This is a genomic window from Halovibrio variabilis (assembly GCF_007991175.1).
GTDB lineage: Bacteria > Pseudomonadota > Gammaproteobacteria > Pseudomonadales > Halomonadaceae > Vreelandella > Vreelandella variabilis.
This window is the reverse complement of sequence record NZ_BJXV01000017.1, coordinates 38,704-61,924: the sequence shown is the minus strand read 5'-3', so window position 1 is coordinate 61,924 and position 23,221 is coordinate 38,704. Positions and strand designations below refer to the sequence as shown.

Below are 23,221 nucleotides of genomic sequence, written 5' to 3'. Positions count from 1 at the left end.
TTTCGCGTTACAGGAAGAGGCTCCATGATCCCACTTCATGACTACCTGACCTTTCTCTCCATCGTGACACTCATCGTGGTCTCGCCTGGCGCGAACCTGTTTTTACTGCTTCAAGCAACGCCGGTGCAAGGCCGTGTTACTGGAGTGGTGATGACCCTAGGCTTCTGTGCAGCGATCATCTCTCATGCCACGCTGGCTCTCGTCGGCGGTCGCCTCTTGCTTTCGCGCTCCCCGGGCTAGATGCTGTACAGCGAAAATTGAGGTTGGGCTTTGCTGTACAGTATCTCATTGAGACATCAGCTTTTATTACGTCAGTTTTTTCTCTATCAGTTCTTGAGCCAAACGTTTCGCACCGGCAAAATCCGCTTTTCCAGAGCCAAGATGGGGAAGGGTCTCCACCGTCAACCAGTGGCTGGGGATCATCATGGCTGGCGTACCGTTGGCGAGGAGGGCGGTTTTAACCGTGTTGGCGTCTAGCGCTGTTTCTGATAGCAGCACAATGCGCTCGCCTTTGCGGCTATCGGGAATACTCACTGCCATCAGCGCGTTGTCTGGCTCCTCCAGTGAGGCTTTAACGGCCGCTTCAACGGCGCTGAGGCTGATCATTTCACCGCCGATTTTGGCAAAGCGGGCGTAGCGGTCAATCAGGGTTAAAAAACCATCTTCATCGATAAAGCCTTTATCGCCCGTCACGTACCAGTACTGGCCATCCATCTCCCTTAGCGCTTGGGCGGTGCGTTGAGGGTCGTTGAGGTAACCCTGCATGATCTGCGGGCCGCTGATCAATATCATGCCAGCCTCGCCGGTGGGCAGCTCTTCAAAGTTATCCGGGTCGACGATTTTGAAGCTGGTGCCGGGCAGCGGCATACCGACGCTGCCTACTTTACTACCCCGCTGCACCGGCTGATAGTGAACGCCCATGGCATCGGGAAGATTGACGGAAGCAACAGGGGCGATTTCGGTGGCGCCGTAGCCTTCGTAAATGGGCTTGTAGAATTTCAGCGCAAAGTCGGTGCGCACGTTTTCGTCGAGCTTCTCGGCCCCGGCGACCACGATCCTCAAGCTCTCCAGCATCAGCGGGTGCACCTTTGTGCTGCGTACAAACAGCCTTAAAAAGCTGGAGGTGCCGAACATAATAGTGGCTTTGTGCTTGGCAATCGCGCCCGCGATGCCAGGGGCATCGGTGGGGTCGGGGTGGCACACCAGCGGCAGCCCTTCAATCAGCGGCAGCAACTGGGTGACCGTAAGGCCAAAGGCGTGAAACAGCGGCAGTGAGCCCATCACCACGTCGTTGCTCTGGGTGTTGAGCACATCCGAGGTCTGTTTGATATTGGCCATCAGGTTGCGGTGGCTAAGCATCACGCCCTTGGGTTTGCCTTCACTGCCACTGGAGAACAGAATGGCGGCCGTCTCATCGGCATCGTGGCCGTGGCAGAAGCAGCGCTGGAGTAACCAAGTCGGCAGTATTCTCACCGCAAGCGAGGTGCTCCAACGCTCGGCACGGCCAATCGAGGTTTGCAGGTCTTCTAAACAGACCACCTGCTTCTCGCTAAGCAATTGGCTAACGTTGAGCCCGCGCTGCTCCAGCTTCTTCACAAACCGCTGTGAAGTGAATACGGTGGTGATTTCCGCCTGGGAAATGGCAGACGTCAACGCTTCTTGGTCGGCGGTGTAATTGAGATTTACCAACGTTTTACCCGCCAGCAACGTGGCCATATTGGCGATAACCCCGGCACTGCTGGTGGGTAGCAGCAGGCCAACGTTCTGTCCTGGGTTGAGTTTGCGAATCTGTTTGGTCATCAGCAGGCTGGCAGTAAGCGCTTGGCTTGCGTTGAGTGTGCGGCCCAGAGTGTCGGCCAGGGCAAGCTCGCTAGGGCGGCGTTTAACGCTTTGAATCCAGGCGTTGGGCAGGCTGGGGAGCTCGCCCATGGCCCGCTGCCAGGAGCGGGTTGCCTGCTCAAAGATGCGCCGCTTGAGTAGGTCAGCGGGGGTATCTTTGGGCAGCGGCTTGCCAAAGGCGACTACTACCGAGCGGTGCAGAGGCGCGTTGCGCAGCTCCTTTAATTTGCTGGAGGAGCGGGAGAACTGGCTGCCCCACAGGCCGCGCAGGTAGAAAGGCACAATCTTGACATCAGGGTTGGCCATCTCGCAGGCGCGCTCGTAGCCGCGGCGAAATTCCCCCAGTTGTCCTGTGCGGCTAATCGCCCCTTCAGGAAATAGGCACACCACCTCGCCTGCGTTGAGTTGTTCAGCAACATCGGCCAGGGCCTTGTCGGCACCGCTGCCGCGCTCAATGGGAATACAGCCCAGGGCTTTTAAGAACCAGTTGAGGTACCAGCGCTGGTAAACTGATTTCAGCATGACAAAGCGTACCGGGCGGGGGCTGGCAATCTGTACCATGGCCCAATCCACCCAACTGATATGGTTGCCCAGTAGCAGCACGCCGCCCTGGGCGGGCAGGTTCTGCAAGCCATGCACGTCTACGCGATAGCGGCGTGTCAGCAGGAAGCTCAACAGAAAGCGCACCAGACTCTGCGGCAGCTTAACAATGGTGTAGCCGCCGCCGACCATCGCCACGGTGGCGATCAGTAGCAGCAGGTAGTGGCTGTCTACCCCTGCCAGGGCGAATAGCGCCGTGAGCACTAAAAAGCCCAGCATGGCGATGTTTTGAATCCAGTTATTGGCGGCCAGCACGGTGCCTAGCTCTTTGTCGGCGGCGTGAAACTGGATCAGGGCGTTAAGCGGCACGATAAACAGCCCACCCATGATGCCGATAAAGACAAAGTTCAGCGCCTGACCGCCGGGCGTGGTTAATAGCGGCAGGCACCATAACCCCACGGCCACCCCAACAGCGCCTACCGGGATCAAGCCGGTCTCGATACGGTTGTGAGAGAGCTTGCTGGCGAGCAGGGAACCCAGCGCAATCCCGATACCGCTAGCCGCCAGAATGCCTTGCAGCACCAGGGTATTATCGATACTGAGGGCATCTTTAGCATAGGCGGGGAAGGCTGCCAGCAGCACTTGGCCGACTGACCAGAAGGTGGCCAGGCCGATAATGGAGAGCCTGATGACGGGCTGGCGGGCGATAAGGCGCAGGTTATCTTTCAGGGCAACGCCCTTAATGTAGCGCTGCCAGGTCAGCGGGGTATCAGGTTGCGTGGTGTTATCCAGCGGCAGGCGATAAAGCGTTGCCACCTGAATAGCGCTATTGAGAACAAGCAGCCAGCCCAGCGGCGCTATTTGGCGCAACAGCTGTGCTGGGGTGTGATCGTCTGGCGACACCCAGGTCTCAAACAACGCGGTAAACGCTACAGTGCCCGCCAGGATAGCGCCGATAGTCACTGCCTGGATCAGCCCGTTGGCTTCCGCCAGGCGTGGCTTGCCAAACAGGCCTTTTATCAAGCCGTATTTGGCCGGGGAGTAGAAGGCTGATTGAATCGCCAGCATTAGCGTCATCGCAAAGGCCAGCCAGAACCAGCCTTGGTAGTAGGCGGCGGTGATGCCCAGTGACACCGCCACGGCGGCCCAGGCCGATATGCGCAGAATACGTACCTTGGGGTAGCTGTCCGCCACGTGGCCCGCCGGGCTAAATAGCAAGATAAACGGCAGTAAAATTAACCCATTGACCAGCGCTGTGAGGACCACCTGGGTGGTGCCGTCATAACTTTTGAAGATCGTGTTCTGGATGACGATCTTGTGACCTAGATCCACAAAGGCATTGAGAAAGATGGCGATCAGGTAGGGCCAGGCGCCTTTCAAGTGCAGCAGTCGTTGCATGGTTGTGTAGCCTTATAGATCGCTGTCTAGGGATGTGCCACGAAAGTAAGCGGGCCCTCTTCGGGATTCTTTTTGGTACCCTGCTGCTTCACGAGCCGCTTAGCATCAATTTTCTTATCGGTGGCGGCGTCATCTTATTGTATTGTTTTGGTGACGCGCTAACCGCCTGGGTCACAAAGCTGTTTAATCCTCTACTATCCGTGAAGAATTGCTACCTATGAGCATAACCCCTTTTCAATCCCTGGCCTGCCCGCTGGATGGCGAGCCGTTAGAGCTAGAAGGCAGCGTTTGGCGCTGTGCAATGGGGCACAGCTTTGATATTGCCAGGCAGGGCTATGTGAATTTGCTGCCGGTGCAGCAGAAACGCTCCCACGACCCAGGCGATAGTAAGGCCATGGTGGCCGCTCGCCAGCGTTTTTTAAATGCGGGTCACTACCAGCCCATTGCGGATGCCGTCAGTGATACCGTATTGAGCCATGCTCAAGCGGCAGGCGAACCGCCGTTTAGCTGCCTGGATGCCGGCTGCGGCGAAGGTTATTACCTGCGCCAGTTAGCTAGCGCTATGCCAGGCCCTCAATCACTGTCGTTGATGGGGTTGGATATTTCTAAATGGGCGGTGTTAGCGGCGGCCAGGCAGGATGATAAACAGGCACCGCTAAGTAGCTGGGTCGTGGGCAGTAACGCGCACTTGCCGGTGCAGGCGGAAACGCTGGACAGCATGCTGTGTATGTTTGGTTTTCCGGTGATTAGCGAGTTTGCTCGTGTGCTGAAAACCGGGGGCGTGCTGCTGCAAGTTGAGGCGGGGCCGAACCATCTGCGGGAGTTGCGGGAAATTATCTACCCGACGTTAAAACCTGAGCGTTCGAGTGATCGCCAAGTGCCCGAGAACTTCGCACACCAGCACACTGAGGCTATCAACTACTGGTTAGAGTTGAACGGAACTGAGCAAATCGCCGATCTGTTGGCGATGACACCGCATCTTTACCGGGCCAGCGCCGAAGGGCGTGCTCGCGCAGCAGCGCTTGAAGTGCTGGTAGTGACAGTGGATGTGCGAGTGGTGCAGTGGCGACGTCTCTAGTCGCTCCCAAACGCATTACTGATACACCTCAAACCAACTTTTTTATAGCCAAACGCAACTTTTTACAGCCAAACGCAACAAGGCCCGCATAAGCGGGCCTTGTTATCCGAACCTCGAAAGGTTCGAGCAAACTGTTAACAATAAATGTTAAGAAGTTTGCTTGATGTTTGAAGCTTGAAGGCCTTTCTTGCCCTGGGTAACGTCAAAAGAAACGCTAGCACCTTCTTGCAGGGTTTTGAAGCCGTCTGCTTGAATTTCAGAGAAATGGGCAAATAGGTCATCGCCGCCGTCAGAAGGAGCAATAAAACCGAAGCCTTTAGTATCGTTGAACCACTTAACTGTGCCAGTAGACATAATAAAATCCTTTCGCGCAAATACGCTTAGTAAAGTTCCTGGTATCACCCAGATTAATAGCGGATAAAACAAGGAATACAATTACAGGCTTGCCGAAAGATCTCGTACACGTCTATCTCGTACATTTCTAAATCTTTTTCGTACACTTCTGAAACCATGCTTGCTTGCTAACCAACTGACGCTACAGTGTCACGAATTGTTCGACGTGTCAAAGCCTTTCTTGGTTATCTTTTCTCTGGGGCGCTGTGAACGCCTCTATTGCCAGCCCATTCTCCACACGCTGTCGTCTTTTAACGCCTGCCAGGGAAGGCTGATTTCGCGGTGAGAGTGGATCGCTTCAATCACCACGTCCACTACGTTTTCTTCTTCATCGCGCAGTAGTTGGGTCACTATAAAGTGCTTTTCTTTGTTGAGCGGCTGCGCCGCCGTCCATTTGCTGTGGTGTAGCTTGTTGGGATTGATCGCGTTCATTGGCACTCCTGGAAAACATTACCCTACGTGAGTCATCATGCAGGGCGTTTCCCGCGGGGGGAAGCGCCCTACAGCTTAGCTCTAGTAACTCGCGGTAGTGGGTACGACAATATCACTGGTGTCCACGTCATCGGGCTGGTTGATGGCATGCGCGATAGCCGAAGCAATAGCGTCAGGCTTGAGGGCAATCTGCCGGTAAAAGCCGATCGCCTTAGCGGTCTCAGGGTCGGTAATGGTATTCGCCAGTTCGGATTTCACCACCCCTACTGAAGAGGTGCGTACCATGCGGGCAAATTAACCCCACTTTTTCAAACCTGTAGGAACTCAAATGACACGTATATGGAAGGCCTATTTTCAAGCATCGCTGGTTCTGCGCGTTACCATCGCGTTGGTGATGGGCGTTGTAGTGGGGTTAGTCGGCGGCGAGACGGTGGCGGTTTGGTTAGCCCCGCTGGGCGATTTGCTCCTGCGGCTGCTGACGTTTCTTATCGTCCCAATCGTGTTGTTTACCCTAATGGTGGGTGTGAACCAGTCGCGGGAGGGCAGTGCAGGTCGCGTTGGCGGCAAGGTGCTCGTTTATTATCTGGTGTCTTCGGCGCTGGCGATCACGGTGGGGTTGACCGTTGCCACACTATTTAACCCAGGCAGCGGTATGACCCTGAACGAGGACGCCAGCTTCTCGGTGCCGGACAATCCAGGGGTTGTCGATACGCTGCTCAATATTGTGCCTAATAATATTATCGGCGCGTTTTCCGAGCTGAATATGCTAGGGATTATTTTTACCGCGCTGGTGTTTGGCATCGCGCTGCTGAAAATGCGCCAGTCTCAGCGCCAGCATGCGATGGGTGAGCGCCTTTATGAGGTGCTTGAGGCGCTAAACGAAGTCACGCTCAAAGTGATGTCAGGGGTGCTGCACTATGTGCCTATTGGGGTGTTTGCGATTGTCGCTGAGACGGTGAGCCAGCAGGGATTGGAAACACTGCTGTCACTGGGGGATATGGTGGTGGTGCTGTATATCGCACTGGGAATCCACCTGCTGATTTATTGCGGCATTATGCGGCTGTTTGGCGTCAAGCTACGCACCTTCTTTCGTGAAGCCCGCACGCCGATGGCGACGGCATTTGCTACTCAAAGTAGCTCGGGGACATTACCGCTCACCATTAATGCTGCCCACCGCTTAGGGATTCCCAAAAGCATCTATGGCTTCAGCCTGCCGCTAGGGGCTACCTTAAACATGGATGGGGCGGCAATTCGTATTGCTATTTCGGCGGTATTTGCGGCCAATGTGATTGGCGCGCCGCTGGATTTCATCAGCATGGTGCAAATAGTGCTAATCGGCACGCTGGTATCGGTCGGTACGGCGGGGGTGCCGGGGGCGGGCATTATTATGATCGCGACCGTATTTGCCCAAGTGGGCCTGCCAATTGAAACCGTGGCGCTGCTCACGGCGATCGATGCGCTAGTGGGCATGGGGTGTACAGCGCTAAACGTCACAGGCGACTTGGTGGGTACGTCCGTCATCGCCCGTAGCGAAGGCGAACAGTTGAGTGAAACGCCTGTTGAAGAAGCGCCAACGGCGGTAAAGGGGTAAATGCAACAGGCCAACTTTTACTATAAGGAAAGCACATGTTGGATGATCGTGAGTTCGCCTACTTAACCCGTGCCGTTGAATTGGCTGAAGAGGCCCTTAATGCGGGTGACGAACCCTTTGGTAGCGTACTGGTAAGTGCAGAGGGGGTGGTGCTGGCAGAAGATCGTAACCGAATAGCCGGTGGGGATTCTACTCAGCACCCCGAGTTTTTCCTGGCGCGCTGGGCTGCTCAGAATATGACGCCGGAGGCGCGAGCAAAAGCGACCGTTTATACGTCAGGCGAACATTGCCCGATGTGCGCCGCTGCCCACGGCTGGGTAGGGTTGGGACGTATCGCCTACGCCAGCTCGTCTGAACAGTTGGGCCGCTGGCTTGCGGACTTAGGCGTAGCGCCACCGCCTGTTGCGACCCTGCCTATTCAACAGGTTGTGCCTGGACTCACGGTAGAAGGCCCAATAGCTGAGCTGGATGAACGAGTTCATGAGTTGCACAAGCGTCGCCATGCCAGCCCTTACTTTTAAAACATAAAAAAACCGCCTGAGCATCAGCTTAGGCGGCGTCATTTTTAACGCGTTTCTATTAAACGCTAATACTTCAATATGACATAAAACGCATGGATGATGCCCGGTACGAAGCCAAATAGCGTTAAAATAATGTTCAACCAGAAATGCCCTTTAAAGCCGACCTCAAAAAATACGCCGAGTGGGGGGAGTATAACGGCACAAATCATCTTGATCGGATCAGTCGCGGTAAACGCCATGAAGCCTCCTTTGCTTTCATTAGGGTAGCTTGTCCAAGTGTAGCCACTGTTTTAGGTGCTATCATAAGACACACTCAAAAAATTATTCACCTTGGCTGCCCTTATGCGACTAGCCGAGTAAACGATCGTTCAATCTCGCCATCCGTTTCACCTAAAGCCATCAATGAGGGCACCTGTGCTGAAAGTAATCACCACGTCTTTTTGTTTATTAAGCTGCTTTGTTTCAGGTCAAGGTTGGGCCCAGGAAAGCCCGACGAGTGACAGTGCGATGGCCACGTTGGAAGTCACGGCGCCACGCTTGTCCAGAGAGCTTTATGCCACGCCCGCCGCGGTTTCAACGCTCGACCGCGAGGCGATTGCTCAGGGCCAGCAGCGCGCGCGGCTGGATGAGTCGCTGGTGCGCGTGCCGGGGGTGTTCCTGCAGAACCGCGACAACTTTGCCCAAGGCCAGCGAATTTCCATTCGTGGCTTTGGCGCCCGGGCGCCTTTTGGGGTGCGCGGTATTACCATTATGGTCGACGGTATTCCCTATACGCTGCCGGATGGCCAGGCGCAGCTCGATGCCATTGACCTAGACAGCGCTGAGCGCATTGAGGTGATCCGTGGGCCTTCGTCGGTGCTTTACGGCAATGCAGCGGGTGGGGTCATCGATGTCACCACCGCTGATGGGCGCGATAACCCTGGGACGAGCGTTCGCGTCGAAGCGGGCAGCGATGGCTACCGCAAAGCGTCGCTGCAAACCGGCGGCGCCCAGGGGGATTGGTCGCACCATGTGAGCCTTTCGGCGCTCAATGTGGATGGCTATCGCGAACAGAGCTCCACGGAAAAATATTTGCTGAATGCCAAGCTTCGCCGCGAGCTAGGCAGCGACCGGGCGTTAACCGCGATTATCAATCTGCTCGATAACCCGCGTTCCGAAGACCCCGGTGCTTTAAACGCCAGAGAAGTGGCCGCTGGGCGTGATCAAGCCGCGCCTAACTCGCTCGCCCTAGACGCTGGGCAGAATGTCGATCAACAGCTGCTTGGCTTACAGTACGAGGATTTGTCCGCTGGCCCCGGCGAGCTTTACCTAAAAGGCTTTATTTCCCAGCGTGATTTTGAACAGCAGCTGCCCTATGTCGGTGACAGCCGTATCGGCTATCAGCGTGATTACCTGGGAGCAAGCGCCGAGTACCACCATGAAATCACCTTGGGCAGCCTCCCGCTAAGCTATATCACTGGTGTTGATGTGGCTCGCCAAGACGACGAGCGCTTTCGTAACGACGTAAACGATCAGGGCGTTGTTGGCCAGCAGCTCGCGGAAGAGACCCAAACGGCGACTTCAGCAGGGGTATTTGCCCAGGGTGATTTGGCGCTGACCGAGCAGGTGACGCTCTCGCTGGGCGCGCGCTTTGATAGTGTGGAATTAGAGGTAGACGACAGCTACCTGAGCGATGGCGACCAAAGCGGCGATCGCACTTTTAATGAGTGGAGCGGCTCAGCGGGGCTAAGCTATCGTTACCGCCCCCAGCATCAGGCCTATGTAAATACCGGTACGGCGTTTGAAACGCCGACGTTCTCGGAGTTTGCCAACCCGGCGGGCGGCGGTTTTAACCCCTTGGTAGAGCCGCAAAAAGCCTGGAACCGTGAGGTAGGGCTGCGGGGCTACATTGAGCCGTTGGCGATGGATTACGATTTGGCGCTGTTTTCGGTGCGCGTGCGTGATGAGCTGGTGCCTTACGAAGAAGAGAACGGCGGGCGTACCTTCTACCAAAACGCGGGCGACACCGACCGCGACGGTATCGAGCTGGCGCTGGGCTGGCAGTTAGCTACTCAGTGGCGGCTGGATAGCGCCTTGACACTGGCGCGCTACGAGTTTGACCAGTTTGCCACGCCTTCAGAGCGCTTTGATGGCAATCGCATCCCCGGCCTGCCTGAGCAAACCTGGGTGAATCAGCTCACTTGGGAGGGCCTTGACGAGCGCTTTGCCACCCTGGAAACCCAGTACGTAGGCGATATGGTGGCGGACAACGCCAACGAGACAGAGGTCGATAGCTACTGGCTAGTGAACTTGCGGGTGGGCGATGGCTGGCAGTTGGGGGGTGACACCCGGCTGAATACTTATGTCGGCGTGCGCAATCTGCTTGATGAGGAGCACTATGCCAACGTGCGCTTGAACGGCTCTTACGGTCGTTTCTACGAACCCGCCCCGGGGCGCAGCGTTTATGGTGGATTAGAAGTAAGTTTTTAACAGCATTACAAACATAAAAACGGGCGGCGCTCTTGCTTGAGGCCGCCCGTTTTTCGTTACGCTAGTGGTGTGCTGGCGCTATTAATCCTCCGGTAGCGCGTAGCCAATCACGTAATCGCCCATCTTGGTGCCGAAGGTGCCGTGACCACCGGCCGTGACGACCACATACTGACGACCATCTTCACCGGTATACGTCATCGGCGTCGCTTGGCCGCCTGCCGGTAGGCGAGTTTTATACAGCTCTTCGCCGGTGGTGATGTTGTAACCGCGCAGATACTGGTCCAGCGTGCCGCTCAAGAACGAAACGCCGCCGGCAGTCGTCAGCGGGCCGCCGAGCGCCGGAACGCCGACGTTCAAACCTATCGGCAGATCAAACGGCATGCTGTCCCGTGTGGTGCCATTAGGGTGTCTCCAGACCACCTCGTTACTTTGCAGGTCAATGCCCGCCACATCGCCCCAGGAGGGCGCCTGGCAGGGCAGGCCGAGTACCGAGAGCAGCGGGCCCAGTTCAACGGCATAGGGCGCGCCCGCATTGGCTTGTAGGCCCTGTTCGCTCGCCGAGCCCTGGCCTTCTGTGACTTGATCGCGGGGCACTAACGTCGACACGAACGCCAGATACTTGGCACCGGTAAATAGTGCTTGACGCTCAGGGTCAACGGCGACGCCGCCCCAGTTCATCACACCAACGTTGCCAGGATAGACAATACTGCCTTCCAGCGACGGCGGCGTGTACTGGCCTTCGTAGCGCAAGGAGTTGAACTGAATGCGGCACATCATCTGGTCAAACGGTGAGGCGCCCCACATGTCGCGCTCGGTGAGCGGCGGTGGCAGCAGGTTAAGTGCTGAACGCGGCTGCGTCTCGGCGGTCCAGTCGCCTTCTACCGCACCCTGTGGCACGGGCACTTCTTCGATAGGCACAATCGGTTCGCCGGTTTCACGGTTCAGCACGTACAGGCTGCCCTGTTTGGTTGGCTGAATAACCGCAGGCTGGGGGCCGTTATCGGTGGCTAGGTCAATGAGCACCGGTTGTGCCGGTGTGTCCATATCCCACAGGTCGTGGTGTACAAACTGATAAACCCATGCCACCTGGCCGTCATTGACGTTAAGTGCCACTAAGCCCGCGCTGTAAGTTTCGTCGTTTGCGGTGCGGTCGGCGCCATACTGGTCAGGCGTGGCGTTACCCATCGGCAGATAAACGAGACCTAGCTCTTCATCAACGCTGATTGGCGCCCACACGTTGGGAGAGTTACGCGTGTAGGTTTCGCCTTCTGGCAGCGGCTCGGTGCTATCGGGGTTGCCGCTGTCCCAGTTCCATACCAGCTCGCCGGTATGCACATCAAAGGCACGGATAACGCCGGAAGGTTCGTCGATGGAGCTGTTGTCGGTGACATGGCCACCCAGAATAATCAGGTTTTCAGTCACAGTGGCGGGCGACGTGGAGTAGTAACCGCCCGGTGAGAACTCGCCAATATTGTTAGTGAGATCGATTTCGCCATTGTTGCCAAAGTTTGCGCACCGCTCGCCCGTGTCGGCATTCAGCGCAATCAGGCGCGCATCCGCGGTGGGCAGATAAAGCCTGCGCGGGCACATGACATCGGTTTCGCTGAGCATGGGCTGTGTATTGCTATTTTCTTCAACATTTTCTTCAACATTTTCTTCAACACCAAACAGCAGTGACAAGAAGGAGAGGTCCAGACTGAAAATATCGCTGTTATCGAAAACGTCAAAAGAGGTGCTATCGCTGGCATCATCGTTAGTTGCGACATCGTTAGTTGCGACATAGCTGGCAGCGTCGTAGTAAGCGAGGCCGCGGCAGGTCATGTGCGCCCAACCGGAGAAGTCATCAGCGCCCATGGTGCTGATCTCGGGGTCAAACGACCACAGGGTTTCACCGGTTTCCGGGGAAAGCGCCATCGCCCGGCTATGGGACGTACAGATATACAGACTGTCGTTCACTTTTAACGGCGTATTCTGATTGGTGATCTCCGGGGGCGCATTAGGGCCCGCTTCGTCACCGGTTTGAATGCGCCAGACTTCTTCAAGCTCGCCGATGTTGTCGGGCGTGATCTGCGCAAGCGAGGAGTAATGGGTGCCCGCGTTAGTCCCGCCATAGGAAGGCCAGTCATCGCCCGCCGCTTGAGCAGGATTAACGCTATCGGCTGTAGCTTGGCGGTCATTTGCCAGCGACCCTTCGATGCTGCCGGGGTCGTTAAATTGGCTGGCAATGGCGACGATAACAGTGGCCGCAATGCTACCCACTAGCGCCAGGCTGCCACCCTTTGAGCGCAGCGGTTTACGCCACCAGGGCAATAGCAGCAGAATGCCGATTAAACTGAGGATGGCAACGCGGGGGACTAACTGCCACCAGTCCAGGCCGACTTCCCAAAGCGCCCATGCAAGCGTTGCGAAAAGTGTCAGCGCGTAGAGCCATAGCGCGGCGCCACGGCGCATAGCGAGTAAAAGGCCGCAGGCAATAATGCTAAGTCCGGCGATTACGTAGTAGGCGCTGCCGCCCAGGCTGATTAGCTTACCGCCACCCACGGCCAGTGCCAGGCCCGCAACAAATAGCAGCATGCCCGCAATGACGGGCGGCCATTTGCGGTGATTGCGCGTACTTCCTTCCATGAGATGTTCCTTGATTGATGTGTTGCTGCGCTTAAGCCCAGTGGCTAGGCGCCGAACCCACGACGCGCGCTAACCCATCGACAGCGCCGATGGGTTAGAGCACACCCTGATTGTCAATGATTTTAATTATCAATTCGCCATTGGTCTAACGATTTAATGCTTTTTTATTAGGCGGGTATCCTGCCGCGACGCTTTTATCGCCGCGGCAGGAAGTAGCAGGGGGGAGATTCAGTCGCCTTATTGGAAGGCGACATTTTTAAGGCAATGTTTTAAGGCAATGTTTTTAAGAAAGTGTTTTAAGGAGATAGCTTGACCAGCATTTTGCCGATATTGCCGCCTTCAAACAGCGCCAGGAAGGCGTCAGGGGTGCTTTCCAGGCCTTCTTTAACCGTCTCTTTATAGGTGAGCTTGCCCTCGGCTACTTGGGGGGCCACCTCCTTCAGAAACTCAGGGTAGTGGTCCCAGTGGTCGGTGACGATAAAGCCCTGCATTTTGGCTTTGCGCATTACCAACTGAACCAGGTTGCGAGGCCCAGGCGTTGGTTGCTCAGCATTGTAGCTGTCGATCATGCCGCATACCGCTATGCGCGCGCCTTCATTCAACTGACTGAGCGCCGCCTCCAGGCAGTCGCCGCCAACGTTTTCAAAATACACATCAATGCCATTAGGGCTGGCCAGGTGAATAGCGTCGCCAAGCTCATCAGCATCTCTATTGCGGTAGCTCACGGGTTCTACACCAAGCGATTCTAGCCAGGCGAGTTTATGCGCAGCGCCTGCAATGCCTACGACGTGGCAGCCTTTTGCGCGGGCCAGTTGAACGGCGAGAGAGCCTACCGCGCCGCTGGCGGCACTGACTAAAACGTTATCGCCTGGCTTGCATTCGGCAATGACGTTGAGGCCGGTCCAAGCGGTCATGCCGGGCATTCCCAATACGCCTAGGTAGGCCTGCTCGGGAACGTCAATGTCGGGCAGTGGCGTGACGCCTTCTGCAGGCAGTTGGGCGATATCGCGCCAGCCACCCATATGATTAACGATGTCACCCTCTTTTAAGCGCGCATCGCGTGACGCAATGACTTCACCAATGGCCCCGCCTTCCATGGGCTTGCCGATTTCAAACGGCTCCACATAGGTGCGAATGCCGCTCATACGGCCACGCATGTAAGGATCAACAGAAAGCCATCGGTTACGAATACGCACTTCGCCTTCGGCCAGTTCGGGCAGGGTTTGCGTTGTTAGCTTAAACAGGTCGCGCTTAGGCAAGCCCTTGGGGTAATCGGTGAGCGTATAAAAGCGTGTTTGCATTAGTGCCTCCTGAATGCGTAGCGTATTGAGCTTAGTGCAGCATAAAGACTATTAGCCTGCTTGCAAGTTCGCCAATGCACGCGTAAAAAGCAGACAAAAAAATAGGGCGCGCCATGGCTGGCCGCCCTATTTTGCATTGTTACAGCGTTGACTTAATTACCGTACTGCTGAGGCTAAGGGGTATCACACACCAACCAAGAGTGTGTTATCCATTAATCCAGTAGCGTTACCATAACCGGTGCCGTACCGCGGCGGAGCATGCCAAGCTTGACTGCCGCGCGTTTGGATAAATCAATAATGCGCCCTTGTACGAAGGGGCCGCGGTCATTGATAAGAACCTCTACCTCTTGGCCGGTATCTTCCCGCGTGACCAGTACTTTGGTGCCAAAAGGCAGGCTCGGATGAGCAGCAGTCAGCGCCTGCTGGTCAAAAGGTTCGCCGCTTGCAGTGGTTTGGCCTTGGAAGCGATCACTGTAAAAGGAGGCAACGCCTTCCTGTGTTGTTGACGTATCGTGTGCCAACGCACTATTGGCAGCGCTGCTGATTACCACTGCTGCCAAGCAAATCGTTCGGAGTAGTCGATTGTGGGCTCCCATGGGAGTTACCTCAGTGTTGAGTATTGCGAATTCCGCCTTCTTCGATGAGGTGCCTAATAGGCCCAACGATAGTAACGCTGTTGTTTGCAGTCAGCAAGCTTTGAGAAGATCGGCGCAAATAGGGTCAGAATTAAGAATTTTGCTCTCCGACTAAGTGCCCTTACGTTTCAGCCACTTATCCAGGCACGTATGAGTGGCGTCAATAAACAGCAGTGTGAAAAGCATTCTTTTTCATCAAACGCTAACTTGAAAGGCATCAGCGTCTTAAAATCGGTTCGGCTTGATTAATTGAATTTATTATCACGACTGGTTAAGGGCATGTTCAAGGCAGCTAGTTTGAGGCAGTCAGTTTTCAGGCTGATTAGCGGCCCGCTTTGAGGCAACCCACTACCACCAGCACAGCGGCAACGGGTAAATGCCAATCGAGTACGCTCATGCCCGCAAGCACCAGCAGCAGGGCCGCTAGGATGGGGACGCCGTAGGCGAGGCTGCCCACTAGGCTGGCGTGCCCCCAGCGCAGCGCTTTATCCCAAGCGACCATGGCTACCCCATAAGGGCCTAGTCCCAGCGCGATTCCCGCTAATAACGCTTCACCACTAGGCAAGGCAAGGCGGCCTTCCAGGAACAGACTGGCGGCCACGGCGATAGCGCAAGCGATAAGCAGTAGCCGAGGCAGTAACGGTGTCAGCGCCACCGGTGCTGCCTGGCCCAGCCAGGAGTAAGTAGCCCAGCAGCAGGCAGCTAAAAGTGCCAGTGCATAGCCCGTCGTGGCACCACCCAGGCCGCCGCTGATGGCTTGCGGCACTAGTAGGAGTGCCGCGCCTGAAAACGCGATCAAGGCGCCTAAAATACCCGCAAGACGCAAACGGCCAAAACGACTCCACTGGCTAAGTAGCACAAACAGCACCGGCCACGTATAGGTAATCAGCGCTGCTTCAGCGGCGGGGGCTAAGCGCATGCCAATAAAGTAAGTGCTGACGGCGCCAAAAATCAGCAGTGGAATACCCACCCAGACACTGAGCTGCCAGCCCGCACCGCAGGCGGCTACATTGGCGCGGCGGCTTAACGGCAGCGTCGCTAATGCGCCGGCTAATAGCGTAACGGCGGTTAACTGCAGGGGCGGAGTCGCTTTAGCAAATTCCGCCAGCAGCGGTGCCGCACTCCACAGCATCACGGCCACTAACGCCGCGCCAACACTGTACCAACGTGGAAATATGACGGGGGAGTGAACGGGATGCATGTGCGATCTCCTTGATTAGTGCATGTGCCGAGCAGCATACTCATTATCGATACATCACAATATCGATCTTTCTTGATCGTTATTATCAAGGATGTTGATAAATAAGGACCGATATATGCGCGCACCCACATTGGACCTCACCCTATTGCGGACGCTGGTAGCGATTGCCGACACCGGCAGTGTGACGGCAGCGGCTAAACGCTTGGCGTATACCCAGTCCACGGTGAGTATGCAATTGCAGCGGTTGGAGACGCAGCTAGCGCTTACGCTGCACGAACGGGAAGGGCGGCGAATACGCTTTACCTCGGAAGGCGGTCGTTTACTGGTCCATGCACGGCGCTTATTAGCGCTTAACGACGACGCCTGGAGCGATATGCAGGCGCGCCAGGTTACCGGGGATCTCACCTTAGGTATCCCCGAAGATTACGCCTCGCTATTGCCCTCGGTGTTTGCTTATTTTCACCAACTTTATCCGGCGGTTGGGTTAAAAGTGATCTGCGGTACCAGCGTGCACTTGGTTGAACAAGTCAAAGCCAAAGAGCTGGACCTGGCCCTGGTAACCCGGCAACGCAACTCGCCAGGGGGCGATGTGATTCGTCGAGAACCCTTGGTATGGGCAGTGGGTGTCGACCGGCAACCGTTGCTCAGCGACCCGCTGCCGCTGGCGCTTTACTCACCGGGGGCAGACGTTTTCCGTGAGGTGGCCGAGCAGGCGCTGCAAGCCGCTGGGCGCAACTGGCGCGTTGCTTACACCAGCCAGTCGATGACGGGTTTGGCGCCGCTTGTGACCGCTGGGCTGGCTATCGTGGTGGTCACCCGCAGTATGTTGACGCCCGCGCTGAGACCGCTGGATGAGAGTAGCGGCCTGCCGGCGCTGCCGATGATTGAGCTGGCGCTGCACCGGGCGCCGCACCGCCCTTCCGAGCCAGCGCGGCGTTTGGGCGAGTTAATCCGCGAGCAGCTAGCGGCGCCAACCGAAGCGCTATAGAGTAGATTTATGCCTTGCAAGGAGAGCCGTAACGCCGAGGGCGATGCTTTAAGCAGCACAAGGTAGCGTTACTGACTAGAATGAAGGCAAATGAATGGTTGCTAGGAGCACTGCATGCACGAACTGGATCGCTATATCTACCCGCATCGGGTACTTCACTGGCTAGTGGCGGGGGCCGTGCTGCTCTCATTGGCGAGCGGTTTAACGCTAGGCTTTCTGGGCTATGAACGAAGCGTTGCGTTGGTGGGCAATACGCTTACTAATCTGCTGTATACCAGTCATAAAACGCTAGGCGTAACGATCCTGGTGTTAATGACGCTGCGTATTGTGACGCGCTGGGCTTTTGTGGTGCCCGATCACGAGCCACCCTTGAATGCGTTCGAGCGAATTGTCAGTACCAGCGTGCATCACTTGCTCTATTTAGCGCTGATTGCGATGCCTTTACTGGGCTGGGCTGCCACAGCGAGCGGCGGGTTTCCGGTGGAGTTTTTTCATTGGCATTTGCCCGGCTTGATCGGCAAGCGTGAGCAGCTCTCCGAGCAACTTTTTATGTGGCATGGACGCCTGGGATGGGTCATTTTAGGCTTGGTGGTGCTGCACGTCGCTGGCGCTATGTTCCACTGGAAAATAAAGCACGACAACGTGATGAAGCGTATGAGTTTGTTTGATTAAGGGCTTATGGGCTCGCCGAGTCGTAGCGGTAGCAAGCGGCAACTTGGCATGACTTTATGGCGTACATGTGGCTATCGGCCTCTTACGCAACGCAAACACGCCAGCCCCGACCAGGAAAAGCGACCACGCCACGACAAAGAGCCGGGCGCTGGGTATCCGCTTCGACCAACCGTAAAGGCCGCAAACCAGCATTAACAGCGCCGCCATAAAACCAGTGACGTCCATAAGCCGCAGGGCGGGTTGGATTGGGCAGTACCAGGGTCGCTATCAACGCAAGAAGACAATAAATACGGAAATAGCTGAGTACGCGGTGCCAGCGGGGGGCATAGGTTTGGGTGTCAAGAAAGCTTTGGTCAAAGAAAGTGGCCATGGTAGACGCAAAGGTAAACCCGATAGCGACAAGGCGAGAGGTATTGTCGCCCAGGGCACTCCAAAACATCAGCGTGCCGGCGCCGTTAAAGGTCAGGATGGCGACGGTAAAACCCAGCGTAAAGAGAGCGTAATAGAGGAAGACAGTTTGAGTGTAGTCGGTTTTTCTCCGCCCCAAGGCATTATGGTGCTAAAGGGTTAGACGTCTAAGCCTTTCGGTTAGCCGCTGTATGAGTTGGCCGCTATGCCGCCAAAAATGCCAATACAACGGCACGGTCAAGAAATGGCCGGGGGCGATACTCGCTAGTTGGCCGTTCGCCATTAATTCGCCGACCTGGCGTTGCGGCATCATGCCGTAGCCGATCCCCGCCGCGGCTAAGCGCACAAACCCTTCTGATGAGGGGCAGAGGTGGTAAGGAAAGTGCCCGTGGTAGCCGCACTGGGCAAGAAAGCGATGCTGGAGTTGATCGTGGGGGCCGAAGACGATGGCCGGGGCGCGTTGAAAGCTTTCCGGCGTCGGGCCTTGTGGGAAATAGCGCTCTACATAGCGGGGTGTTGCCAAGGGGTGATAACGCATTTCCCCCAGCGCAACGCAGCGTGCCCCAGCAATTGGCTGCGGCGCGGCGCACAGGCAAGCGGCTACATCGCCATCGCGCAAGCGCTTAAGGCCGACATCCTGGTCTTCGATCACCAAGTCCAGCAGCAACCCCTCTTCCTGGCAAATAGCGGCCACGGCATCGGCCCACCAGGTGACCAGGCTATCCGCATTGATGGCAATGCGCAGGCGCGGTGCCTGGTCGTCCAGGGTGGGTAGCGAACCACGTAGATCGCGCTCTAACAGCTGGACTTGCTGGTAATGCGTTAACAGCCGCTGGCCCGCCGGCGTAGGGGCTAAGTGAGGATGACGAATGAGCACCGGCTGACCCAGACGCACTTCCAGCGCCTTAATACGCTGGGAAACCGCCGATTGTGAAAGCCCCAGCACGTTGCCTGCGCGTTCGAAACCGCCACATTCGATCACGGTTGCTAAGGCATGAAGCAGTTTGTAATCGAGCATGGCGGTGTTCCCAGGGCAGCAAAAAATGGCGATAAAGTCCGGCAGGGCGATTGGCGTTGAATTTAATAGGATTGAATCTCATGAGTTAATGAATTACATTCCATAGATAGGTGCAGCACTCGGTCCCAGCATCGGTGTTGTAGCACTTTATTTGAGTGCTTTGTTTAACGCTATAGCCCAAAGGACATTGTCATGCCCGCCATTATGCTCCGTCGCCCTCTTGCCGCCATTGTTGCGCTTAGCGCGCTGATGCCTTTTGCCTCAGTTGCTACCGCTGCTGACGACACCGTTAGCGCAGATGCCGTGGTTCATCATTACGCCGACCTGGCGCATGCTAATTACGCCGATGCGCTCAACGCCGCCGAGGTGTTGAACGAGCGCATCGACGAATTGCTGGCCAACCCCACCGCCGAGACCCTGGATGCCGCCAAGCAAGCTTGGTTGCAGGCGCGTATTCCTTACCAGCAGAGCGAAGTGTTCCGCTTCGGCAATGCCGTGGTGGATGACTGGGAAGGGCAGTTGAACGCCTGGCCGCTTGATGAAGGCATGATCGATTATGTCGAAGGCGATGACTATCAGCACGAGCTGGGGAACGAAGGCGCCACGGCCAATATTGTCGCCAACGAGCAAATCGAAGTGGGCGGTGAAAGCCTGGACGTTAGCGAGATCACCCCAGAACTCCTCGCCGACCTCAATGAAGTCGGCGGCTCGGAAGCTAACGTGGCCAGCGGCTATCATGCCATCGAATTTTTGCTCTGGGGGCAGGATTTGAATGGCTTCGAGGCGGGCAGCGGCGAACGACCGGTGAGCGATTACCAAACCGGCGACGACTGCACCCACGGCAACTGCGATCGTCGCCGCAGCTACCTGGACGCGGTGTCCGATTTGTTAGTCGACGACCTTGAATGGATGGTCGCCCAGTGGGCGCCGGAAGCTGAGGATAACTATCGCCAGTCGCTGCTGGCGGAAAGCGACCAGGAAGGTCTGCGGCGCATGCTGTTTGGCATGGGTTCGCTGTCGCTTGGCGAGCTGGCGGGTGAGCGCTTAAAAGTCGCTCTGGAAGCCAACTCTTTTGAGGATGAGCATGATTGCTTCAGCGACAATACCCACAACTCCCACTACTACAACGGCCAGGGTATTCAGAATATCTACACCGGTACCTATCAGCGCCTTGACGGCAGCGTGGTCGAAGGGCCTTCACTGCAAGACCTGCTGGCTCAGCAGGATGAGGCGCTTGCCGACAACCTGAGTGAGCAGCTTGATGCCACCATGGCGCGCCTCGATGCCATCAAGCAGGCGGCCGAGGCGGAAAGCTCGCCAATGGCGTTTGACATGATGATCGCGCCGGGCAATGAGCAGGGCAGTGAGCTGATCAATGAGGCCATTCTCACCCTGGTAGCGCAAACGGGATCCATCGAACAGGCCGCCGGTGAGCTGGGCGTGACGTCGCTGCAGCCGGATGACGCCGGTCACCGCTTCTAGCCCGGGCTAGCGTCTACCATGAGCCGCTGATAGTTTTACTATCGAGCGGCTCTGTTGGTTTTTTTGAATGGCTCGCATTCAGTACCATCCTTCTCAAGGTATCACCATGTACCGCTTACCCTCGTTTATTATCTTCGCCAAGTGGCTGCCCAACACATTAGCCCGCAGCAGTTTCTTACTGGCCCTGTTGGCAGCGCCCTTGCTGGCAGCCGAATCACCTACCCACGATTATCCCATTCAAACGACGCCCATGAGCGGCGGCGATGGGTCGGTGGAGCAGTTCGACCACAACGCCTATTCGCTGCCACTGGGCAATATGTCAATGACCAAACGCTTGGACTTCAGCGTTGGCAACAGTTTCTTCCGTAATCCCTGGGTGGCGGCTCCCGCCAGTACCGAGGCCCGCGACGGCCTGGGCCCGCTATTCAACACCAATAGCTGTCAGGGCTGCCACATAAAAGATGGCCGCGGACACCCGCCGACCGGCGACGAAAACCCCATCGCGCTCTTTCTGCGCCTCTCGCTGCCCGCTAACCAAGCCGACGCCGCGACGCTGGAACAGCGCGGTGCACTTCCGGTACCCAACTACGGCCTGCAGCTGCAAACCGCGGCGATTCCCGGCGCCCAGCCTGAGGGCAAGCTGGTCATCGAGTATCGCCCACGGGAGGTTAGTCTCGCCGATGGCGCTAGCGTTACCCTGCAGGAACCACTCTACTCAATTGCTGAACCCGCTTACGGCGAGCTGCCCGAGGCGCTACACACCTCGCCCCGCCTGGCCCCCCCCATGACGGGTCTGGGATTACTGGAAGCGATTCCCGAAGCGGATCTGATCGCCGCCGCCGATCCTGACGACGCCGATGGCGACGGTATCTCCGGGCGCGCCAACCAGGTTTGGGATGTGCGCAGTTTTAGCACCGTCATGGGGCGATTCGGCTGGAAGGCCGGCGAACCCAGTATTGAGCAGCAGGGCTTGCACGCCTTCGCCGGCGATATGGGACTGACCTCCAGCTTAGTGCCGCAAACCGACTGCATGGAAAGCCAGGGCTGCGACGGCTTTCCCAACGGCGGAACGCCTGAAGTCAGCGATGACGTGGCCGGCTTTGTGACCTTCTATGCCTCTAGCCTGGCAGTGCCAATGCGCCGCAACATGGATGACCCGGCAGTGAAACAAGGCGCCGAGCGGTTCAACGCGCTGGGCTGCGCCAGCTGCCACACGCCGCGCCATCGCACCGCTGCGGATGCTGACCGCCCGGCGCTGGCGGATCAGATCATCTGGCCCTACAGCGATCTGCTGCTCCACGACATGGGCGACGCCCTGGCCGATCATCGTAGTGAGTTCAAAGCTGATGGCCGCGAGTGGCGTACCCCACCACTATGGGGCATCGGCCTGGCGCAAACGGTTAACCCCCGCGCGGGCTTTCTCCACGACGGCCGCGCCCGCACCCTGGAAGAGGCAGTTCTCTGGCACGGTGGCGAAGCCGAAGAGGCCACCCAAGGGTACCGTGAGCTGCCTGAAGACCAGCGCGCTGAACTCATCCGTTTCCTTGAATCGCTATAAGTGTTGTTGAATTGTTGAAAGGCTTGATTGCCAAGGAGTTTATGTGATGGCTGCATTTCGACGGCTGGGTTTACTGGCTTGTACGCTATTGGCGGCACCGCTTTCTTTTGCGGCGGACACGCCCGCGCCGCGGGATATTTGGCACGGCGCGATGGCGATGCAGTATGCCGAGCTGAGCGATGCGTCCGAGCGTTTGGAGGCCAGCGCCGCGCGCTTTTGCCAAGCCCCCGACGAATCGCTCAGGCAGCGGCTGGAAAATGACTGGCTGAGCGCCTATCAAGCCTGGCAGGCAGTGCGCTTTATTCAGTTTGGCCCGGTCGAACAGAACAGCCGAGGCTGGCAACTGCAGTTCTGGCCGGATCGCAAAAACCTGGTCGGCCGTAAGGTGAACGGCTGGCTGAAAGCCCCCGCCGCGCCCGATGCCCAGGCGATCGCCAGGGACAGCGTGGCGATCCAGGGCTTTCCAGCGCTGGAATATCTGCTCTATGACGACGCCATGGAGGACGGGCGAGCCCTCAGCGACCCCAACGCCTGCGCGCTGATGCAGGCCATTACGACCCATCTGGCGGATACCACAAGCGCGTTGCATCGCGACTGGCAGGCCTTTGGCGAGCACTATCTTGATATGTCTGACTACACCGAAACCACGCTGGCCAGTGCCATTCAGGCCCTTGAGCAACTTGAGGATAAACGCCTCGGTGAGCCCATGGGCCTCAAAGGCGCGCCTGCTAATGGCTATCTGGCCGAAGCCTGGCGTAGTGAACAATCGGTTCGTTTGGTAGCGAGTAGCCTGGAGGGCCTGCGTACCGGCTTCTTGCCGGGCTTAACCGCCTTGCTGCGCGAGGCCGATGCACTTCCCCTAGCCGAGGCGTTTCGTGACCAGCTCGATAAGACGCTCGCCCAGGCCAGCGAACAGCCGTCGGGCTTAGTGCCAGCCCTTGAATACGAAGAGGCGTTTCGCGGCTTGCAATCGCTCTACCTCGACATCAGCCAGCTGCGCCACCTGCTGGGTAATGAGATAGCCGCTGAACTGGGTCTGATGCGCGGCTTTAATTCCAGCGATGGAGATTAA

21 protein-coding genes and 1 pseudogene are annotated in these 23,221 nt (G+C 57.0%); 10 read left to right on the top strand and 12 right to left on the bottom strand.

What is annotated here, in order from left to right:
- The first annotated feature begins 24 nt into the window (after window positions 1–24).
- The gene (locus HVA01_RS14265) at window positions 25–240 is read left to right on the top strand and encodes a hypothetical protein (protein WP_174787783.1); all 216 of its coding nucleotides are present in this window, start codon (window positions 25–27) and stop codon (window positions 238–240) included.
- Between the two features lie 66 nt (window positions 241–306).
- Here the strand turns inward: HVA01_RS14265 and HVA01_RS14260 are convergent, their stop codons facing one another.
- Window positions 307–3,777, bottom strand: a complete 3,471-nt coding sequence (locus tag HVA01_RS14260; protein WP_146876077.1) for an acyl-[ACP]--phospholipid O-acyltransferase — start codon at window positions 3,775–3,777, stop codon at window positions 307–309.
- A 217-nt stretch (window positions 3,778–3,994) separates the two neighbouring features.
- On the opposite strand from HVA01_RS14260, the gene HVA01_RS14255 reads away from it, so the two are divergent.
- A complete protein-coding gene (locus HVA01_RS14255) occupies window positions 3,995–4,855 on the top strand; it encodes a putative RNA methyltransferase (RefSeq protein ID WP_146876076.1) in 861 nt (286 codons plus the stop codon).
- A 147-nt stretch (window positions 4,856–5,002) separates the two neighbouring features.
- On the opposite strand, the gene HVA01_RS14250 is transcribed toward HVA01_RS14255, so the two are convergent.
- From HVA01_RS14250 to HVA01_RS14240, 3 genes are all read right to left on the bottom strand, one after another.
- Window positions 5,003–5,209, bottom strand: coding sequence for a cold-shock protein (locus tag HVA01_RS14250; RefSeq protein ID WP_146876075.1), 207 nt, complete (start codon window positions 5,207–5,209; stop codon window positions 5,003–5,005).
- A gap of 255 nt (window positions 5,210–5,464) precedes the next feature.
- The gene (locus tag HVA01_RS14245) at window positions 5,465–5,680 is read right to left on the bottom strand and encodes a TIGR02450 family Trp-rich protein (RefSeq protein ID WP_146876074.1); all 216 of its coding nucleotides are present in this window, start codon (window positions 5,678–5,680) and stop codon (window positions 5,465–5,467) included.
- A gap of 81 nt (window positions 5,681–5,761) precedes the next feature.
- Complete coding sequence (locus HVA01_RS14240) at window positions 5,762–5,965, bottom strand: SDR family oxidoreductase (RefSeq protein WP_146876073.1); 204 nt, start codon at window positions 5,963–5,965, stop codon at window positions 5,762–5,764.
- A 43-nt stretch (window positions 5,966–6,008) separates the two neighbouring features.
- Here HVA01_RS14240 and HVA01_RS14235 point away from each other — a divergent pair, with 43 nt between their 5' ends.
- Both HVA01_RS14235 and HVA01_RS14230 read left to right on the top strand, forming a co-directional pair.
- A complete protein-coding gene (locus HVA01_RS14235) occupies window positions 6,009–7,271 on the top strand; it encodes a dicarboxylate/amino acid:cation symporter (protein ID WP_146876072.1) in 1,263 nt (420 codons plus the stop codon).
- A gap of 35 nt (window positions 7,272–7,306) precedes the next feature.
- Window positions 7,307–7,792 (top strand): nucleoside deaminase, encoded by a 486-nt coding sequence (locus HVA01_RS14230; RefSeq protein ID WP_146876071.1) that lies wholly within the window; start codon window positions 7,307–7,309, stop codon window positions 7,790–7,792.
- Between the two features lie 65 nt (window positions 7,793–7,857).
- Here HVA01_RS14230 and HVA01_RS14225 read toward each other — a convergent pair whose 3' ends face one another.
- Complete coding sequence (locus HVA01_RS14225; protein ID WP_146876070.1) at window positions 7,858–8,031, bottom strand: YqaE/Pmp3 family membrane protein; 174 nt, start codon at window positions 8,029–8,031, stop codon at window positions 7,858–7,860.
- 268 nt (window positions 8,032–8,299) lie between these two features.
- Between HVA01_RS14225 and HVA01_RS14220 the strand changes: the two genes are divergently transcribed.
- A complete protein-coding gene (locus HVA01_RS14220) occupies window positions 8,300–10,261 on the top strand; it encodes a TonB-dependent receptor family protein (protein WP_246129658.1) in 1,962 nt (653 codons plus the stop codon).
- 81 nt (window positions 10,262–10,342) lie between these two features.
- Here HVA01_RS14220 and HVA01_RS14215 read toward each other — a convergent pair whose 3' ends face one another.
- The 4 genes from HVA01_RS14215 to HVA01_RS14200 form a co-directional block, all read right to left on the bottom strand.
- A complete protein-coding gene (locus tag HVA01_RS14215; RefSeq protein ID WP_146876068.1) occupies window positions 10,343–12,886 on the bottom strand; it encodes a glucose/quinate/shikimate family membrane-bound PQQ-dependent dehydrogenase in 2,544 nt (847 codons plus the stop codon).
- A gap of 296 nt (window positions 12,887–13,182) precedes the next feature.
- Window positions 13,183–14,187, bottom strand: coding sequence for an NADP-dependent oxidoreductase (locus HVA01_RS14210; RefSeq protein ID WP_146876067.1), 1,005 nt, complete (start codon window positions 14,185–14,187; stop codon window positions 13,183–13,185).
- A gap of 212 nt (window positions 14,188–14,399) precedes the next feature.
- Entirely contained in the window at window positions 14,400–14,783 is a 384-nt protein-coding gene (locus HVA01_RS14205) for a septal ring lytic transglycosylase RlpA family protein (protein WP_146876066.1), read from the bottom strand.
- Window positions 14,784–15,144: 361 nt separating this feature from the next.
- Window positions 15,145–16,023, bottom strand: coding sequence for a DMT family transporter (locus tag HVA01_RS14200; RefSeq protein ID WP_146876065.1), 879 nt, complete (start codon window positions 16,021–16,023; stop codon window positions 15,145–15,147).
- A gap of 115 nt (window positions 16,024–16,138) precedes the next feature.
- Between HVA01_RS14200 and HVA01_RS14195 the strand changes: the two genes are divergently transcribed.
- Together HVA01_RS14195 and HVA01_RS14190 are read left to right on the top strand one after the other, a co-directional pair.
- Complete coding sequence (locus HVA01_RS14195; protein ID WP_146876064.1) at window positions 16,139–17,011, top strand: LysR substrate-binding domain-containing protein; 873 nt, start codon at window positions 16,139–16,141, stop codon at window positions 17,009–17,011.
- 114 nt (window positions 17,012–17,125) lie between these two features.
- Window positions 17,126–17,683 (top strand): cytochrome b, encoded by a 558-nt coding sequence (locus HVA01_RS14190; protein WP_146876063.1) that lies wholly within the window; start codon window positions 17,126–17,128, stop codon window positions 17,681–17,683.
- A gap of 54 nt (window positions 17,684–17,737) precedes the next feature.
- Here the strand turns inward: HVA01_RS14190 and HVA01_RS17780 are convergent, their stop codons facing one another.
- From HVA01_RS17780 to HVA01_RS14180, 3 genes and pseudogenes are all read right to left on the bottom strand, one after another.
- Window positions 17,738–17,875 carry a 7TM diverse intracellular signaling domain-containing protein gene (locus HVA01_RS17780; protein WP_281288477.1) on the bottom strand — a complete coding sequence of 46 codons (138 nt, stop codon included), beginning with the start codon at window positions 17,873–17,875 and terminating at the stop codon, window positions 17,738–17,740.
- Window positions 17,876–17,993: 118 nt separating this feature from the next.
- A pseudogene (locus HVA01_RS17775) lies at window positions 17,994–18,230 on the bottom strand (hypothetical protein); the annotation flags it as partial.
- Between the two features lie 12 nt (window positions 18,231–18,242).
- Complete coding sequence (locus tag HVA01_RS14180; protein WP_146876062.1) at window positions 18,243–19,109, bottom strand: LysR family transcriptional regulator ArgP; 867 nt, start codon at window positions 19,107–19,109, stop codon at window positions 18,243–18,245.
- A 192-nt stretch (window positions 19,110–19,301) separates the two neighbouring features.
- Here HVA01_RS14180 and HVA01_RS14175 point away from each other — a divergent pair, with 192 nt between their 5' ends.
- From HVA01_RS14175 to HVA01_RS14165, 3 genes are all read left to right on the top strand, one after another.
- On the top strand, window positions 19,302–20,591 hold the full coding sequence (locus HVA01_RS14175) for an imelysin family protein (RefSeq protein ID WP_146876061.1): 1,290 nt from the start codon (window positions 19,302–19,304) through the stop codon (window positions 20,589–20,591).
- A 67-nt stretch (window positions 20,592–20,658) separates the two neighbouring features.
- A complete protein-coding gene (locus HVA01_RS14170) occupies window positions 20,659–22,149 on the top strand; it encodes a di-heme oxidoreductase family protein (RefSeq protein WP_246129656.1) in 1,491 nt (496 codons plus the stop codon).
- Window positions 22,150–22,195: 46 nt separating this feature from the next.
- Entirely contained in the window at window positions 22,196–23,221 is a 1,026-nt protein-coding gene (locus tag HVA01_RS14165; RefSeq protein ID WP_246129654.1) for an imelysin family protein, read from the top strand.